This window comes from Kitasatospora sp. NPDC002543 (assembly GCF_053594915.1).
Map to the genome: position 1 here is coordinate 58517 of NZ_JBSFWR010000033.1, position 15889 is coordinate 74405.

General features: G+C 71.6%; 14 protein-coding genes and 1 pseudogene. 9 read left to right on the forward strand and 6 right to left on the reverse strand.

All coding sequences use genetic code 11. From position 1 onward, the window contains the following. Window positions 1-4 precede the first annotated feature (4 nt). The 3 genes from ACWD4P_RS16600 to ACWD4P_RS16610 all read left to right on the forward strand — a co-directional run bounded on the left by ACWD4P_RS16600 (window position 5) and on the right by ACWD4P_RS16610 (window position 3126). Window positions 5-895 carry an aldo/keto reductase gene (locus ACWD4P_RS16600; RefSeq protein ID WP_449780062.1) on the forward strand — a complete coding sequence of 297 codons (891 nt, stop codon included), beginning with the start codon at window positions 5-7 and terminating at the stop codon, window positions 893-895. Beyond that, window positions 876-1727, forward strand: a complete 852-nt coding sequence (locus ACWD4P_RS16605; protein ID WP_449780052.1) for a hypothetical protein — start codon at window positions 876-878, stop codon at window positions 1725-1727. Before ACWD4P_RS16600 ends, ACWD4P_RS16605 begins: the two co-directional genes overlap by 20 nt. A 259-nt stretch (window positions 1728-1986) precedes the next feature. Continuing rightward, the gene (locus ACWD4P_RS16610; protein WP_449780053.1) at window positions 1987-3126 is read left to right on the forward strand and encodes a methyltransferase domain-containing protein; all 1140 of its coding nucleotides are present in this window, start codon (window positions 1987-1989) and stop codon (window positions 3124-3126) included. 56 nt (window positions 3127-3182) lie between these two features. On the opposite strand, the gene ACWD4P_RS16615 is transcribed toward ACWD4P_RS16610, so the two are convergent. Together ACWD4P_RS16615 and ACWD4P_RS16620 are read right to left on the reverse strand one after the other, a co-directional pair. Continuing rightward, window positions 3183-5210, reverse strand: coding sequence for a prolyl oligopeptidase family serine peptidase (locus tag ACWD4P_RS16615; protein ID WP_449780054.1), 2028 nt, complete (start codon window positions 5208-5210; stop codon window positions 3183-3185). A 150-nt stretch (window positions 5211-5360) separates the two neighbouring features. Continuing rightward, complete coding sequence (locus ACWD4P_RS16620; RefSeq protein ID WP_359827299.1) at window positions 5361-6884, reverse strand: peptide MFS transporter; 1524 nt, start codon at window positions 6882-6884, stop codon at window positions 5361-5363. 328 nt (window positions 6885-7212) lie between these two features. Between ACWD4P_RS16620 and ACWD4P_RS16625 the strand changes: the two genes are divergently transcribed. Next, window positions 7213-7887, forward strand: coding sequence for a response regulator transcription factor (locus tag ACWD4P_RS16625; RefSeq protein ID WP_030058577.1), 675 nt, complete (start codon window positions 7213-7215; stop codon window positions 7885-7887). Between the two features lie 60 nt (window positions 7888-7947). Then, a complete protein-coding gene (locus ACWD4P_RS16630; RefSeq protein WP_359827301.1) occupies window positions 7948-9192 on the forward strand; it encodes an ATP-binding protein in 1245 nt (414 codons plus the stop codon). A 79-nt stretch (window positions 9193-9271) separates the two neighbouring features. On the opposite strand, the pseudogene ACWD4P_RS16635 reads toward ACWD4P_RS16630, so the two are convergent. Next, window positions 9272-9565, reverse strand: a pseudogene (locus tag ACWD4P_RS16635) (ester cyclase); the annotation flags it as partial. Window positions 9566-9709: 144 nt separating this feature from the next. Then, the gene (locus ACWD4P_RS16640; protein ID WP_359827302.1) at window positions 9710-10279 is read right to left on the reverse strand and encodes a GtrA family protein; all 570 of its coding nucleotides are present in this window, start codon (window positions 10277-10279) and stop codon (window positions 9710-9712) included. A gap of 259 nt (window positions 10280-10538) precedes the next feature. On the opposite strand from ACWD4P_RS16640, the gene ACWD4P_RS16645 reads away from it, so the two are divergent. Genes ACWD4P_RS16645 through ACWD4P_RS16655 form a run of 3 tightly spaced genes read left to right on the forward strand, consistent with a single transcriptional unit; the run spans window position 10539 to window position 13443 of the window. Beyond that, on the forward strand, window positions 10539-11678 hold the full coding sequence (locus tag ACWD4P_RS16645) for a 5-(carboxyamino)imidazole ribonucleotide synthase (protein ID WP_449780055.1): 1140 nt from the start codon (window positions 10539-10541) through the stop codon (window positions 11676-11678). After that, window positions 11675-12205, forward strand: a complete 531-nt coding sequence (gene purE, locus ACWD4P_RS16650; RefSeq protein ID WP_359827303.1) for a 5-(carboxyamino)imidazole ribonucleotide mutase — start codon at window positions 11675-11677, stop codon at window positions 12203-12205. Before ACWD4P_RS16645 ends, purE begins: the two co-directional genes overlap by 4 nt. 32 nt (window positions 12206-12237) lie before the next feature. Beyond that, the gene (locus tag ACWD4P_RS16655; protein ID WP_359827304.1) at window positions 12238-13443 is read left to right on the forward strand and encodes a dipeptidase; all 1206 of its coding nucleotides are present in this window, start codon (window positions 12238-12240) and stop codon (window positions 13441-13443) included. A gap of 2 nt (window positions 13444-13445) precedes the next feature. Here the strand turns inward: ACWD4P_RS16655 and ACWD4P_RS16660 are convergent, their stop codons facing one another. Then, complete coding sequence (locus ACWD4P_RS16660) at window positions 13446-13859, reverse strand: CoA-binding protein (RefSeq protein WP_359827308.1); 414 nt, start codon at window positions 13857-13859, stop codon at window positions 13446-13448. Between the two features lie 79 nt (window positions 13860-13938). After that, window positions 13939-15276, reverse strand: a complete 1338-nt coding sequence (locus tag ACWD4P_RS16665) for a UDP-glucose dehydrogenase family protein (protein ID WP_449780056.1) — start codon at window positions 15274-15276, stop codon at window positions 13939-13941. A gap of 230 nt (window positions 15277-15506) precedes the next feature. On the opposite strand from ACWD4P_RS16665, the gene ACWD4P_RS16670 reads away from it, so the two are divergent. After that, on the forward strand, window positions 15507-15889 hold a 383-nt coding region (locus ACWD4P_RS16670), incomplete at its 3' end, for an acyl-CoA dehydrogenase family protein (protein ID WP_449780057.1).

The window sequence follows — 15889 nt, forward strand, 5'->3', positions numbered from 1 at the left end:
GGCGATGTTGGGGCTGGGGACGTACCGGGTACGCGTCGTTGCTCAAGCGGCGCGCACCGCCCTCGCGGCAGGTGCTGCTTGGGTCGATACCGCCCCGAACTATTCGGATGGCTTCGCCCAGCAGCACCTGGCGCAGGTGGTAGGCGACTTCCCAGCCGTCAGGCTGTCGACCAAGACCGGGTTCTACACGGCAGAGCACGGTCGAGCCGCGGTCGCCGCCGGCGTACTGACCGCCGACGAGGTGGCGCGCGGCCACAGTCTCGCGCAGACCTTCATCCGGTGGCAGACGGAGCGCACGCTGCGCCTGCTCGGCCGCGCCAATCTGGTGTTCGTCCACAATCCTGAGCGAGTCAGCCATGACCGCGCTCAGGTGCAGTCGGAGCTTCGGGAAGCCTTCGCGGTGCTGGAGGAAATGGCCCAGAGCGGCCAGATCGGCGGTTACGGCGTCGCTACCTGGTCGGGCCTGGCGTCGGGCGCGTTCACCGTGCCCGATTTGCTCGGCCTCGCCGAGGATGCCGCCGGCTCAGCCTCGCACCACTTCACCGGCCTCCAGCAGCCGGTCAGCCTGGTCATGGCCGATCCCATCGACCAAGCGCTCGGTGGCGGTGGGCCGCTCGTCGAGGCGCAAGACGCCGGCGTCACCACCTTCGCTTCTGCACCGCTGCACGGAGGTGAGCTGCCAGGCCTGATGACGCCCGAACTGGCGGATTTCATTCGTCCCGGCCTGTCGGCTCCAGCGGCTGCACTCCTGGCAGTTGCGTCCTCACCGGGCCTGGACGTGGTCCTCGTGTCGGCCAGCACTCCGGAACACTGGGACGATGCGGCCAAGGCCGTAGCCGTCCCCCTGGCACCTGAACATCTGAGGAGCATCCTTGATGAACTCGCCGCCGGATGAGGCGACCCGGGCTCGCATGGAGGCCGCCCACCGCACCGCGGCCCTACTCCTGGGGCTGATCTGTACCGGCCCCGCGGTCTGGGGTTTCCAGGGCCGAACTCTGGGCCGACGAGCCGGCAACCGGTGGCTGCGGGTCAACTGCACGACCAAGGCCAACGCGCAGCGGAAGCCGGGCGAGGGCATCGTCGGCGCGTCCACCCTGATTCCGGACGATGTCCCCCGACCACAGCTGCACGACATGATCGACTGGCCGGAGGGCGAGCACGTCTACCAAGCAGAGGTCACCGACTACGTGACCTTCCCGGTCATCTCGCCGGATCGGGCTGACCTCGCTCACGACCCCGGCCTACCGGACGAATGGTGGAGCAGCCTGCGCCGGGCCCTGAGCCGGCTCGGCCAGGCGGAGGGCGTCCGCACCACCATCCGGCCCGAGTGGATCGAGCGAGCCTTCCCGCAGTTCCTCGGTGTTCCCGCACCGAAGAAGGTCGAGCGGGTCACCGGCCATGCTGATCTGCACTGGGGCAATCTGACGGCCCCGCTCACCCTGCTCGACTGGGAGCGCTGGGGGTTGGTGCCTGTCGGCTACGACCCGGGCCTGCTCCACGCCAACAGTCTGCTCGTCCCCACGGTGGCAACCCGTCTCCGGTCGGAGTTCGCATCGGTGCTGGACAGCCCCGCCGGCCGGATCGGCGAGCTGGTCGCACTGGCCGAGATGCTGCAAGCCGTTGCCCGAGGTTGGTATCGCGAGCTGGCCCCTCTGCTGGCCAACCGAGCGGCTGAGCTGACCGGTGTCCGGCCACCTATCAACGCGGACCCCGTACTCACCAGGTGACTGCGCTGGTGCCACCGCGAAGCACGCAAGTCGAGCCCCCATCCCGCCGCCGCCCCGCCGGTCCCCGGGCCGGCGTACCCGGTGAGCCAGCGGACCATGTGACCGGACGACCGATCGAGAGGGGCCCCAGGCATGGGCAAGCACGGAGACGGCAAGGGCGGCGAGTCTGGGGACAAGAAGCAGTCCCCGAAGGAGTCGGACGGCCAGTGGACCAAGCCCGTCACCAACCCGCCGAAGAAGAAGAAGTGAGCCCGAACCAATGGACCAGTACGCGCAGTTGCTCACGGACCTGACGGAGGCCGGCGCGCTGGGCGAGGAGTGGCGGGGCGCGTTCGAGCGCGCCCCGCGCTCTGCCTTCATCCCGGACACCGTATGGATCCCGGACGAGGATGCCTCGACCGGCTACCGGGGGATCACCAAAGCCGACGAACCGGGCGCCTGGTGGGCGCTGGTGAACGCCGACGGCGTGGTCGTCACACAGATCGATGACGGAGGTGAGGGCGGACCCGGCATCGCCACGTCGTCGGCCTCCATGCCATCCCTGGTCGCGTCCATGCTCGGCCACCTGGACGTGACGGCCGGAAACGCGGTGCTCGACATCGGTACGGGAACCGGCTGGACAAGCGCACTGCTGTGCAACCGACTTGGCGACGAGGCCGTGACGACGATCGAGGTCGACCCGGCGGTGGCCGCCGCAGCCGGGGAGCGACTGGCAGCGATCGGATTGAAGCCCAGTCGGATCGTCGGCGACGGCCTTCGCAGCTACCCGGCCGGTGGCCCCTACGACCGTATCCACTCCACTGCGGCCGTTCAGCAAGTGCCGATCGCGTGGATCGGGCAGACCCGCCCCGGCGGCGTCATCGTGACCCCCTGGGGCACTCCGTACGCCAACGCGGGGTTGCTCCGGCTGGAGGTCGGTGGCCCGGGCGAGCCGTCTTGCGGCCGCTTCGTCGGGAACGTCTCGTTCATGTGGATGCGGGCCCAACGTCCGCACTCCGTGGGCGAACCGGCCGGTCTGCCGGGCGACTGGGGCCCCTCGGCGATGGACCCGGAGTTGGCGCTGGAGGATGTGAACGCCGCCTTCGCCATCGGCCTGCGAGTGCCGGGCAGTCGGTACGAACACGTCTGGGACGAGGCAGACCCCGGCGCCACCTTCCGCATGCGGCTCTCGGACGGCGCGGGCTCCTGGGCGTCCGTCCGCTACGCCGGGTGGGACGCCGAGGATGCCGTTCACCAGTTCGGAGCCCGCCGGCTGTGGGACGAGGTCGTCAGGGCCCGCCTCTGGTGGCTGGAGGAGGGCAAGCCGGACCTTCGCCGGTTCGGCGTGACCATCGTCCCGGACGGCGCACAGTCCGTCTGGCTGGACAGCCCGGAGAACCCGGTGCCGCTTCGAGGTTGAGTTCTTCCCTCGCTTCGCCCCGTCGAGCCGGTCGGCTCGACGGGACGAAGGCGCGCCTATTCCACGCCCAACGAGCGGCGCAGGAAGTCCAGTTCGTGGTGCAGCAGGTTCTCGATCACGGCCTCGTCGGTGGGGCGGTGGCCGGTGGAGCGCAGGGGGAGGACCTCGTGCGGGCGGCCGGCGGCGAGGAGGGCGTGGGAGAGGCGCAGGGTGTGGGCCGGGTAGACGTTGTCGTCGGCGAGGCCCTGGACCAGCAGCAGGGGGCGGCGGAGCTCCGGGGCCAGGGCGATCAGCGAGCCGCTGTCGTAGTGCTCGGGGTGCTCGTCGGGGTGGCCGAGGAAGCGCTCCTGCCAGTGGGTGTCGTAGAACCGCCAGTCGGTGGGGGCGGCCCCGGCGGAGGCGGCGTGGAAGACGTCCGGGCGCCTCAATACGGCGAGGGCGGCGAGGTAGCCGCCGTAGGACCAGCCGCGGATGGCGACCCGGTCGAGGTCGAGCAGTCCGGGCCGCAGTCGGGCGGTCTCGTGCAGGCCCTCGATCTGGTCCTCCAGCGCGGGACCGGCCTTGTCACCCCAGATCGTCTTGTCCCAGCGCGGCCCGCGCCCCGGGGTGCCCCGGCCGTCCACCACGAGGACCGCGAAGCCCTGGTCGGCGAACCACTGGGAGACCTGGTCCCACCAGAGGCCGCCGGTGGTGGCCTTCTGCAGTGCCGGGCCGGCGTACGGGTCGAGCAGGACGGGCAGCGGGCCGTCGTCGGGGCGGTGGCCGGTGGGCAGGAAGAGGTTGGCGCGCAGCTCGTGCGGGCCGAGCCGGAGCGGTTCGGTCCGCGGGGTGACGACGGGCGGCTCGGCGTACGAGGTGAGCGGGCGGGGTGCCGAGCCCTCGCGCAGCACGGTGGAGCGGCCGCCGGGGTGGCCGGGGGAGCGGGTGGTGAGCACCAGGGTGCCGCCGCGCCGTACCCCGGTGTGCAGGCCGGGGCCGCTGCTCAGGCGCCGCGGGCCGCCGTCCGGCGCGTACGTCCACAGATGGGTCTCGGTGGGCTCGTCGGAGGCGGTGAACAGCACCTGCTCGCCCTCCGTCCCGAGCACCGCGCGCAGCTGGAGCCCGGGCGGGGTGACGGGCTCGCCGTCGACGGTCAGGTGCCGGGTGTCGCCGAGGTCGGCGGTGTCCACCAGGGCGCCGCCCGCAGTGCGGGCGGGCAGGCCGGGCAGCAGCTCGACCCAGTGGGCGTCCCGCCGCTCGGCGAGCGGTCGGGTGGTGCCGTCGGGCTCGACGGCCAACACAAGGACGGTGCGCTGGTCGCGGCTCTGCACGGCGGCGTACGGGCCGTGGGCGTCCCAGCCGGCGGCGGTCAGGTACTCGAAGGCGGCGTGGTCCCAGCGGACCTCGGTATCGCTGCCGTCGAGGCCGAGCAGCCGCAGCGTGACCTCGGCGTTGGCGGTGCCGGCGAGCGGGTAGCGGACGGCGCGCGGCGGGCGGTGCGGGTCGGCGGGGTCGGTGAGGAAGAGCCGCGCGAGCGGGCGGTCGTCGACCCGGGCGACCAGCAGCGCGGTGCCGTCGGGGGACCACCAGTGGCCGCGGTCGCGGTACATCTCCTCGGAGGCGACGTACTCGGCGAGCCCGTACGAGACGTCCTCGGCCTCGGGTTCGGCGAGCGCCCGGTCGTCCGTGCCGTCGACGCCGACCACCCGCAGGGCGCCGCCGCTGACGTAGGCGATCCGGCGGCCGGTCGGGTCGAGTCGGGGGTCTTCCACGCCGGCGACGGTCGGGACGGCGCGGACGGTGCCGGCGGCGGTGTCGGCGAGCCACAGCGCGCCGTCCGGAGCGAAGACGGCGAGCGAGCCGCTGGCGTCGGTGCTGTACGCGGCGATGCCCTCGGCGGCGCCCAGTGCGGCCGGGTCGGCGACCAGCCGCTCCGCGCCGGTGGCAGTGTCCAGGGCCCAGAGGCAGGCGAGCGGGTCGGTGCCGGACCGGCCGCGCAGGAAGAGCACGGTGGTGCCGTCCGCCGAGGGCTCGGGCCGGGTGGGGGCGCCCAGGGTGAAGCGCCGGGTGCGGGCCAGCTGACGCGGTAAGGAGGGGGTCGTCATGCCGGGCACCATAGGCACGGCGGGTGCCCGGCTGTCGAGCGAGAAGAGGCAGGAGAAGGCGGGAGAAGGCGGGAGAAGGCGGGAAAAGCAACGCGGGGCCGCCGCGGATCCTGGAATCCGCGGCGGCCCCGGAGCGGGCGGGGACGGGCGTCAGTGCACGTCGCCCATGAGGGCTTGGACCTTCTTGCGGTAGGTGAAGATGGCGAACCCGGCGAGGGCCGCGAGCGACGCCTGCATCGCGATGATCCCGGTGCCGTTGAGGCTGACGCCGGCCAGCGAGAGCAGGCTGGTGGTGCAGTCACCGGCGGTGACGGCGAGGAACCAGACGCCCATCATCTGGGAGGCGTACTTGCGCGGCGCCATCTTGGTGGTGACGGAGAGGCCGACCGGGGAGAGGCACAGCTCGCCGATGGTCTGGATCAGGTAGATCGAGACGAGCCACAGCGGGGAGACCAGGGTGCCGTTGTCCGCCATGGTCATCGGGATGATGAAGAAGAAGAACGAGACGCCGACCAGGAGCAGGCCGATCGAGAACTTCACGATGGTGTTCGGCTCCTTGTCCCGGCGGGACAGCCAGAGCCACAGCCAGGCGAAGACCGGCGCGAACGCCATCACGAACAGCGGGTTCAGCGACTGGTACCAGGTGGCCGAGAAGCCGAGGCCGAACAGGTTGTCGGCGGTCTTCTTGTCCGCGAACAGGGAGAGCGTCGACCCGCCCTGGTCGTAGATCATCCAGAAGATCGCGGCCGCGGCGAAGAACCAGATGTACGCGGACATCTTGGACTGCTCGTCCGAGGTCAGGTCCTTGTCGCGCTTGATCCGGGCCAGCACGGTGATCGGGATCAGCAGACCGGCGATGGTCAGCGGGACGAGGGCCCAGTTCAGCGTGTAGAGGCCGAGGCCGGCCACGGTGCCGTAGAAGGCGGCGAGGCCGAGCAGGGTCAGGCCGACCTTCGCCAGCAGGCGCTTGCGCTCCGCGGGCAGCAGCGGGTTGGGGACCTCGCTGCTCACCGGGTTCAGGTGGCGGCTGCCGAGCAGGAACTGGGTCAGACCGATGGCCATGCCGACCGCGGCCAGGCCGAAGCCCAGGTGCCAGTTGAACTCCTTGCCGATCGTCCCGATGGCGATCGGGGCGACGAAGGCGCCGAGGTTGATGCTCATGTAGAAGACGGTGAACCCGCCGTCGCGGCGCGGGTCCTCGGGACCGTTGTAGAGCTGGCCGACCATCGTGGAGATGTTGGCCTTCAGCAGCCCGGAGCCGAGTGCGACCAGGAGCAGGCCGACGAAGAACGCCGCCTGGCCCGGGACGGCCAGCGCGATGTGGCCGGACATGATCACGAACCCGGCGATGGCGACGGTCTTGCGGGCGCCCCAGACCCGGTCGCCGAACCAGCCGCCCGGGTAGGCCATGAGGTAGACCATCGAGACGTAGACGGAGTAGATCGCCGTCGCCGTCGTCGCCTGCATGGCGAGGCCACCGCCCTGGCTGCCGACGGCGGCGTCGGCGCCACCGGAGACCAGGTAGTAGATGAGCAGGGCGCGCATGCCGTAGTAGGAGAAGCGCTCCCACATCTCGGTCATGAACAGGGTGGCGAGCCCTCGGGGGTGCCCGAGGAAGGTCTTGCCGCTGGGGGAGGCCGACGCCAGGTCGGTGTCCAGGGTCTTAGACGCCATGAGTAGTGGTTCCTTGCCTGACAGCGTCCGCCAAGGGGGGTGCGACGGACGTGGACGAAACCACTCTACGTGGCGACATTTGGCTTTATCAGATGACAAAAGCCTTGAATCAGGTATGGGAATGCCGTAGTTGGCAACAGATCTGCCCGATCTATCGATGGTAGACGGGCGTGTCTTCCTTCGGTTTCAAGATCCAAAAGGAGATTCTTCGCCGAACGGCCGGTCCGTTACGCCGGGTTGGGAGTGATCAAGGCCTTGTATAACGATCACGCTCTGTGAACTACCTCACAGGGCGTACGGGGATACCCCGGCGGACTACCATCACCACATGACCTGTGTGCTGCTTGCCGAGGACGATCCGGCGATCTCCGAACCGCTCGCCCGGGCCCTGCGACGCGAGGGCTATGAGGTGCTCGTCCGCGAGGACGGTCCGACCGCGCTGGCCGCCGGCCTCACCGAGGAGGTCGACCTCGTCGTCCTGGACCTCGGCCTGCCCGAGATGGACGGCCTGGAGGTCTGCCGCCGCCTCCGGGCCGACGGCAAGAGCTGCCCCGTCCTCGTGCTCACCGCCCGCGCGGACGAGGTGGACACCGTGGTCGGCCTGGACGCCGGAGCCGACGACTACGTCACCAAGCCCTTCCGCCTGGCCGAACTGCTCGCCCGCGTCCGGGCCCTGCTCCGGCGCGGCAACGTCGACCAGCTCACCACCGGCGCGCACGGTGTGAAGATCGACATCGAGTCCCACCGCGCCTGGCTCGGCGACGAGGAGCTGACCCTCTCCGCCAAGGAGTTCGAGCTGCTGCGGGTCCTGGTCCGGGACGCCGGCCGGGTGGTCACCCGCGAGGAGATCATGCGGCAGGTCTGGGACACCACCTGGTGGACCTCCACCAAGACCCTGGACATGCACATCTCGTGGCTGCGCAAGAAGCTCGGCGACGACGCGGCGAACCCGCGCTACATCGCCACCGTGCGCGGCGTGGGGTTCCGGTTCGAGAAGAATTGACCCCCTGACGGAGGCCGGGCCCTCGGCCCGCACCAGCGGAACACCCCGAGGAGCGGCAGCGTGAAACGCAGGATGATCAACTCGCTGCTGGGCGTCGTCCTGGTGGTCGTCGTGGTGTTCTGCGTGCCGCTCGCCCTGGTCGAGAAGCGGACCATCGTCAACTCGGCCCAGGACCGGGTGGACGCGGCCGCCGTCCGGGTGCTCGCCCTGGTCGAGAGCCGGCTCGCCGCGGGGGAGCCGGTCACCGGGCGGGCCTTCGAGAGCCAGGTCACCGAGGGCAGCTACGTCGAGGTGCAGGTGCCCGGCCAGCCGGTGGTCTCCGCGGGCGAGCGCCCGGCCGGGAACCACCTGCTGAAGGCCGTCGAACGCGGCAACAGCGGCGAGACCGTCACCGTCGAGCAGTCCCGCGAGGACGTCGACCACGAGATCGCCAACAACCTGCTGCTGCTCGGCGTGGTCGCCCTGCTCGCCGTCCAGGCCGCGGTGGCGCTCGCCGTCTGGCAGGCCAAACGGCTGGCCCGGCCGCTCACCGACCTCGCCGAGACGGCCGAGCGGCTCGGCTCCGGTGACCCGCGCCCGCGCGACCGCCGCTACGGGGTGCCCGAGCTCGACCGGGTCGCCGAGGTGCTGGACACCAGCGCCGAGCGGATCGCCCGGATGCTCACCGCCGAGCGCCGGCTCGCCGCCGACGCCTCGCACCAGCTGCGCACCCCGCTCACCGCGCTCTCCATGCGGCTGGAGGAGATCACCGCGCTCGCCGAGGAGCCGGAGACGGTCAAGGAGGAGGCGACCATCGCCCTCCAGCAGGTCGAACGGCTCACCGACGTGGTCCAGCGGCTGCTCACCACCCAGCGAGACCCGCGCAGCCCCACCGCCGTCGCCTTCGACCTGGACGAGGTGATCAAGCAGCAGGTGGAGGAGTGGGGCCCGACGCTGCGGGAGCAGGGCCGGGTGCTCTCCCTGGAGGGGCTGCACGGGGTCACCGCGGTCGGCACCCCGGGGACGGTGGCCCAGGTGCTCGCCACCCTGATCGAGAACTCGCTGATGCACGGCGCCGGGACGATCACCCTGCGGATCCGGCCGTCCGGCACCTCGGTGGTGGTCGAGGTCCAGGACCAGGGCGCCGGCGTGCCGCCGGACCTCGGCAACCGGGTGTTCGAGCGCGCCGTCAGCGGGCGCAACTCCACTGGCATCGGACTGGCCGTCGCCCGCGACCTCGCGGAGGCGGACGGCGGGCGGCTCGAACTGCTCTCGCTGAAGCCGGCGGTGTTCGCGCTCTTCCTCGGACGCAGCCACGGGGGCTGACCGCGGGGGCCGGCCACGGGGGCCGACTGCGGGGGCCGGCCACGACGGTCGGCCGGGGACCCGGCTACCCTGCCCCGTCGAGCCGCTGGTCGCGTATCACGTCGAGGTCGGTGAAGGTGGGCGGCGCCTCGCACAGGGCCACCATCTCGCGGAAGATCCGGTCCGTCTCGGGGAGCCGGGAGTTGCGCATGGCGTCCTCGTAGGAGGGGAACTCCACGATCTCCACCACGTGCCTGCCGTCGGAGCGGTCGGTGCCGACCAGCGCGTGGGAGGCGGTCCGCTTCCCGCGGGTCCGCGCGACCCAGTCGTCCATGAGCCGGTTGAGTTCGTCGAGCCTGTCGGTCCTGCAGTCGATGATCTGGACGAACGCCATGGCGAGCCTCCTGGACCCCCTCGGCCTCGATCGTCCGCGGGCCGTGCTCGCCCTCGGTCACCACTGTCCTCCCGCCGGGGCGGGCCCGGCAAGGGGAGGGGCGGGGTCGGCTGCTCGGCCTGGGCGGCTGCTCGGGCGGGTCGGCTACTCGGCCTGGGCGAAGCGGATGCGCTCGGTGGCCAGCATCAGCTCGGCCTGCGCGGCCAGCTCCTGCCCGCCGGTGGTGGCGGTGGTGCCGGCCGCCTGCTGGGCCGGCAGCTCGACGGGCTCCGGGCCGGCCTTGAACACCCAGGTGCGGTACGAGATGAAGCGGAACACGGTGGCCACCGCGAGGCCGATCACCTTGGCGCCGATCTGCTCGTAGTGCGAGCGCAGGTCGAGCACGTACACCGAGAAGCCGAGCACGCCGGTCTCGATCAGCATGCCGATGCCGCTGTAGACCAGGAAGAGCGTGATCTCGCGCTTGCGGGAGGCGGCGTCGCGGTCCCGGTAGAGCCAGTAGCGGTAGCCCAGGTAGTTGGTCGCGATCGCGATCACCGTCGCGACGATGTTCGACCGCACCGAGGCCAGGCCCATGCCGTTGATGCAGACCCAGAAGACGGCGAAGTTGACCACCACGCCGCTCAGGCCGACGATGCCGAACTTCACGACTTCGCCCGAGATCCCGCGCAGCTTCTGCGCGAGAGGGGGTTTCGAAGCTTCGGTCGTCGCCATACCGGACTGCCTCCATGTGCCTGCGGGACGAAAGGGTCGGCCACGACGGCGCGGCCACCCCTTGAGCCCTGCGTGCACGCACATGATCGGACCGCGCGGACCAGGACCTAGCCGACCAGGCTACCCGCTTCCACCGAACGGCTCAGCCTCCAGGACGACAGGTTGACATCTACGCGCGTCCGCCCCGAAGGCCCCACGGGCGCCTCCACCGCCCCCCACCGGCCCGGATATCCTGGGCCGCGTGACTTCCCCGGGCAATGTGAATTTTCCAGTGGTGGGCATGATCGGTGGCGGGCAGCTGGCCCGCATGGCACACCAGGCGGGCATCCCGCTCGGGGTCAGGTTCAAACTCCTCGCCGACACGCCCCAGGACTCCGCCGCGCAGGTGGTCTCCGACGTCGTCCTCGGTGACTACTGCGACCTCGACACCCTGCGCGCCTTCGCCGCCGGCTGCGACGTGATCACCTTCGACCACGAGCACGTCCCCACCGAGCACCTGCGGGCCCTGGAGGCCGACGGCATCGCCGTCCGCCCCGGCCCGGACGCGCTGGTCAACGCCCAGGACAAGGGCGTGATGCGGGCCAAGCTGGACTCCATCGACGTGCCCTGCCCCCGGCACCGGATCGTCGCCGACCCGGCCGACGTCACCGCCTTCGCGAACGAGGGGTCGGGCTACCCCGTCGTCCTGAAGACCGTCCGCGGCGGCTACGACGGCAAGGGCGTCTGGGTCGTCGACGACGAGGAGCAGGCGCACGCCCCGTTCCTGGCCGGCGTCGCGGTGCTGGCCGAGGAGAAGGTCGACTTCGTCCGTGAGCTGGCCGCCAACGTGGTGCGCTCGCCCAGCGGCCAGGCCGTCGCCTACCCGGTGGTGGAGAGCGTCCAGGAGAACGGCGTCTGCGCCGAGGTCACCGCCCCCGCGCCGGACCTCGACCCGGCCCTGTCCGACGAGGCCCAGCAGCTCGCGCTGCGGATCGCCGGCGAGCTCGGCATCGTCGGCCACCTCGCCGTCGAGCTGTTCCAGACCCGGGACGGCCGCATCCTGGTCAACGAGCTGGCCATGCGCCCGCACAACTCCGGGCACTGGACCCAGGACGGCGCGGTCACCTCGCAGTTCGAGAACCACCTGCGGGCCGTCCTCGACCTCCCGCTCGGCGACCCCCGCCCGCGCGCCAGGTGGACCGTCATGGTCAACGTCCTCGGCGGCGACTACCCGGACATGTACCACCCCTTCCTGCACTGCATGGCCCGCGACCCCGGGCTGCGGATCCACATGTACGGGAAGGACGTGAAGCCCGGCCGCAAGGTCGGCCACGTCAACGTCTTCGGGGACGACCTCGAAGACGTCCGCGAGCGCGCCCGCCACGCGGCCGCCTACCTGCGAGGAACGATCACCGAATGACCTCTGCTGCCCCCGTCGTCGGCATCGTGATGGGCTCGGACTCCGACTGGCCGGTCATGGAGGCCGCCGCCCAGGCGCTCGACGAGTTCGAGATCCCCTACGAGGTGGACGTCGTCTCCGCCCACCGGATGCCCCGCGAGATGGTCGCGTACGGCGAGCGGGCCCACGGGCGCGGCCTGAAGGCGATCATCGCGGGCGCCGGCGGCGCGGCCCACCTGCCGGGCATGCTCGCCTCCGTCACCCCGCTGCCGGTCATCGGCGTGCCGGTGCCGCTGCGCTACCTGGACGGCATGGACAGCCTGCTGTCGATCGTCCAGATGCCCGCCGGCGTCCCGGTGGCGACCGTCTCGGTGGCCGGCGCGCGCAACGCCGGCCTGCTCGCGGTGCGGATGCTCGCCGCCTTCGACCCGGAACTCACCGAGAAGATGACCGACTTCCAGGCAGAGCTGAACAACCAGGCCACCGAGAAGGGCGCGAAGCTCCGCGCCAAGGTGGCCGGCTCCGGCTCCTTCGGCTTCGGCAAGTAGGTCCCGCCGACGGGTGGGGTAGAACAGCCCGTATGACTACTCGGACGGACTCCCCCACCCCGCTGGACCGCGCCCGCGCCCTGCTGCGCACCGCCCCCGTGGTGGACGGTCACAACGACCTCCCCTGGGCGATGCGCGAGCAGGCCGGGTACGACCTCGGCGCGCTCGACCTCGCCGCCGACCAGAGCGACCGCCTGCACACCGACCTCGCCCGCCTCGCGGAGGGCGGGGTCGGCGCGCAGTTCTGGTCCGTCTACGTCCCCTCCTCGCTGGCCGGCGACCACGCGGTGAGCGCCACCCTGGAGCAGATCGACTTCGTCCACGCCCTGGTCGAGCGCTACCCGGACCGGCTGCGCCTGGCCCGCACCGCCGCCGACATGGAGGCGGCCCGCGCCGAGGGCCGGATCGCCTCCCTGATGGGCGCCGAGGGCGGGCACTCCATCGACTGCTCGCTGGCCACCCTGCGCGCCCTGTACGAGCTGGGCGTGCGGTACCTCACGCTCACCCACAACGACAACGTGCCGTGGGCGGACTCCGCGACCGACAAGCCGGTGGCCGGCGGGCTGACCCGGTTCGGCGAGGAGGTCGTCCGGGAGATGAACCGGCTCGGCATGCTGGTCGACCTCTCGCACGTCTCCGCCGACACCATGCGCGACGCCCTGCGGGTCACCGAGGCGCCGGTCGTCTTCTCGCACTCCTCCTCGCGCGCGGTCTGCGACCACCCGCGCAACATCCCGGACGACGTGCTCGCCCAGCTGCCCGCCAACGGCGGGGTGGCGATGGCGACCTTCGTGCCGAAGTTCATCCTGCCCGCCGCCATCGAGTGGACCCGGGAGGCGGACGAGAACATGCGCGCCCACGGCTTCCACCCGCTGGACACCACCCCGCCCGCCATGGAGCGCCAGCACGCCTTCGAGGCCGCCCACCCGCGCCCGATCGCCACTCCGGCCACCGTCGCCGACCACCTCGACCACATGCGCGAGGTCGCCGGCATCGACCACATCGGCATCGGCGGCGATTTCGACGGCACCGCCTTCCTGCCGGACGGCCTGGACTCGGTGGCCGGCTACCCCAACCTGGTCGCCGAACTCCTCGGCCGCCACTGGTCGGAGGCCGACCTGGCCAAGCTCACCTGGCACAACGCCGTCCGCGTCCTGCGCGACGCCGAGTCCGCCGCCGCCGACCTGCGCACCCGCCGCGGCCCGTCCATCGCCACCATCGCCCGGCTGGACGGCTGAGCTCAGCCCAGCCTCGGGATCTCGATGGCCGGGCACCGGTCCATCACCATGGCCAGGCCGGCCTCCCTGGTCCGGTCGTAGGCGGCCTCGTCCACCACACCCAGCTGGAACCAGACCGCCTTCGCCCCGGCCGCCACCGCCTGGTCGGCCACCTCCCCGGCCTGCGCGCTGTTCACGAACACGTCCACCACGTCGACCGGGAACGGGATCTCGGCGAGCGAGGCGTAGCCCCGCTCGCCGAGGACCGTCTCGGCCTTCGGGTGCACGGGCACGATCCGCTTGCCGTACCGCTGGAGCACCCGGGCCACCCCGTACGCGGCCCGGGCGGTGTTGGTGGACAGGCCCACCACCGCCCAGGTGTCGCCGGTGCCGGTGAGGATCCCGCGGACCGTCGCTTCGTCGCCGTAGCTCGTCATGCCGGTGGCAACGGTGCGGCTCGCGGGGGGATTCCCTGCTCGGAGCGGGGCGGGCGCTTCCGGCGCGCGGGCGGTCGCCTCAGCTCGGGCGGCCGAGGGCGCGGTAGGTCCAGCCGGCGGCGCGCCAGGCTTCGGCGTCCAGGACGTTGCGGCCGTCGAGGAGGCGGCGCTCGGCGACCACGGCGCCGAGTTCGGCCGGGTCCAGCTCGCGGAACTCGGACCACTCGGTGAGGTGGAGGACGACGTGGGCGCCCTCGGCGGCCTCCAGCGCGGAGTGGGCGTAGGTGAGCGACGGGAACATCTTGCGGGCGTTGTCCACGGCCTTGGGGTCGTAGACGGTGACCTGGGCGCCCTGGAGCTGGATCTGGGCGGCCACGTTGAGGGCGGGGGAGTCCCGGATGTCGTCCGAGTCGGGCTTGAAGGAGGCACCGAGGACGGCGACCCGGCGGCCCAGGAAGCCGCCGCCGCACTGCTCGCGGGCCAGCTCGACCATCCGGGAACGGCGCCGCATGTTGATCGAGTCGACCTCGCGCAGGAAGGTCAGCGCCTGGTCGGCGCCGAGCTCGCCGGCCCGGGCCATGAACGCGCGGATGTCCTTGGGCAGGCAGCCGCCGCCGAAGCCGAGGCCGGAGTTGAGGAACTTGCCGCCGATCCGCTCGTCGTAGGCGAGTGCCTTGCTGAGCTGGGTGACGTCCGCGCCGGCCGCCTCGCAGACCTCGGCCATCGCGTTGATGAAGGAGATCTTGGTGGCCAGGAAGGAGTTGGCGGCCGCCTTGACCAGCTCGGCGGTCGCGTAGTCGGTGACCATGAACGGCACCCCGGCCGCGATCGGCTCCGCGTACACCTCGCGCAGCACCCGCTCGGCCCGCTCGCTCTGGGCGCCGACCACGATCCGGTCCGGCCGCAGGGTGTCCCGCACGGCGAAGCCCTCGCGCAGGAACTCCGGGTTCCAGGCCAGTTCGGCGCCCTCGCCGACCGGCGCCAGCGCGGCCAGCCGCTCGGCCAGCCGGGCCGCCGAGCCGACCGGGACGGTCGACTTGCCGACCACCAGGGCGGGGCGGGTCAGGTACGGCGCGAGCTGGTCGATCGCGGTGTCGACGTACGACATGTCGGCCGCGAACTCGCCCTTGCGCTGCGGGGTGTTGACGCAGACGAAGTGCACGTCGCCGAACTCGGCGGCCTCCTGGGCGGAGGTGGTGAAGCGCAGCCGCCCGGTCGAACCCTCGTGCCCCGCCACGTGCTTGAGCAGCAGTTCGGACAGCCCGGGCTCGTACATCGGGACGCGGCCGGCGGTCAGCATGGCGATCTTGTCGGGGTCGACGTCCAGACCCAGCACCTCGAAGCCGAACTCGGCCATCGAGGCGGCGTGCGTGGCGCCGAGGTAGCCGGTGCCGATCACGGAGATGCGGAGGGTCACGGGTTCTCCTTGGATGCGGACGCGACCAGTACGGATGCCCTGATGCTATCCGCCCGCCGGGGGCGCACCGGGATCGCCTGCACGCCCGAGGGGGCCGCTGGACGCTAGGCAGCCGCAGGTCGGCGCCCTAGGATCTCTACTGAACGGTAGTTAACCGCGGATTCGACTCGCACCCGGGCGTCGATCGGACCTCGCCCGGGCGTCGGTCACTGAACGACGAGGCAGGCATCATGGCGGGCAGCGCAGGGGCGGCTGACTTCGATCTCTTCCGGATCTCCGAGGAGCACGGGATGCTCCGTGAGGCGGTGCGTTCGCTGGCCGAGGCGAAGATCGCTCCGTTCGCGGCGGAGGTGGACGAGCAGGGGCGGTTCCCGCTGGAGGCGCTGGAGGCGTTGCGGGCGAACGATCTGCACGCGGTGCACGTGCCGGAGGAGTACGGGGGTGCGGGTGCGGACGCGCTGGCGACGGTGATCGTGATCGAGGAGGTGGCGCGGGTGTGTGCGTCGTCCTCGTTGATCCCGGCGGTGAACAAGCTGGGTTCGTTGCCGGTGCAGTTGTCGGGTTCGGAGGAGTTGAAGGCGAAGTACCTGGGGGCGTTGGCGCGGGGTGAGGG

Bases quoted from the DNA above. Each gene is read 5' to 3' on its own strand.
- ACWD4P_RS16600 (WP_449780062.1), top strand. From the start codon at position 5: ATGTTGGGGCTGGGGACGTACCGGGTACGCGTCGTTGCTCAAGCGGCG.
- ACWD4P_RS16605 (WP_449780052.1), top strand. From the start codon at position 876: ATGAACTCGCCGCCGGATGAGGCGACCCGGGCTCGCATGGAGGCCGCC.
- ACWD4P_RS16610 (WP_449780053.1), top strand. From the start codon at position 1,987: ATGGACCAGTACGCGCAGTTGCTCACGGACCTGACGGAGGCCGGCGCG.
- ACWD4P_RS16615 (WP_449780054.1), bottom strand. From the start codon at position 5,210: ATGACGACCCCCTCCTTACCGCGTCAGCTGGCCCGCACCCGGCGCTTC.
- ACWD4P_RS16620 (WP_359827299.1), bottom strand. From the start codon at position 6,884: ATGGCGTCTAAGACCCTGGACACCGACCTGGCGTCGGCCTCCCCCAGC.
- ACWD4P_RS16625 (WP_030058577.1), top strand. From the start codon at position 7,213: ATGACCTGTGTGCTGCTTGCCGAGGACGATCCGGCGATCTCCGAACCG.
- ACWD4P_RS16640 (WP_359827302.1), bottom strand. From the start codon at position 10,279: ATGGCGACGACCGAAGCTTCGAAACCCCCTCTCGCGCAGAAGCTGCGC.
- purE (WP_359827303.1), top strand. From the start codon at position 11,675: ATGACCTCTGCTGCCCCCGTCGTCGGCATCGTGATGGGCTCGGACTCC.
- ACWD4P_RS16655 (WP_359827304.1), top strand. From the start codon at position 12,238: ATGACTACTCGGACGGACTCCCCCACCCCGCTGGACCGCGCCCGCGCC.
- ACWD4P_RS16660 (WP_359827308.1), bottom strand. From the start codon at position 13,859: ATGACGAGCTACGGCGACGAAGCGACGGTCCGCGGGATCCTCACCGGC.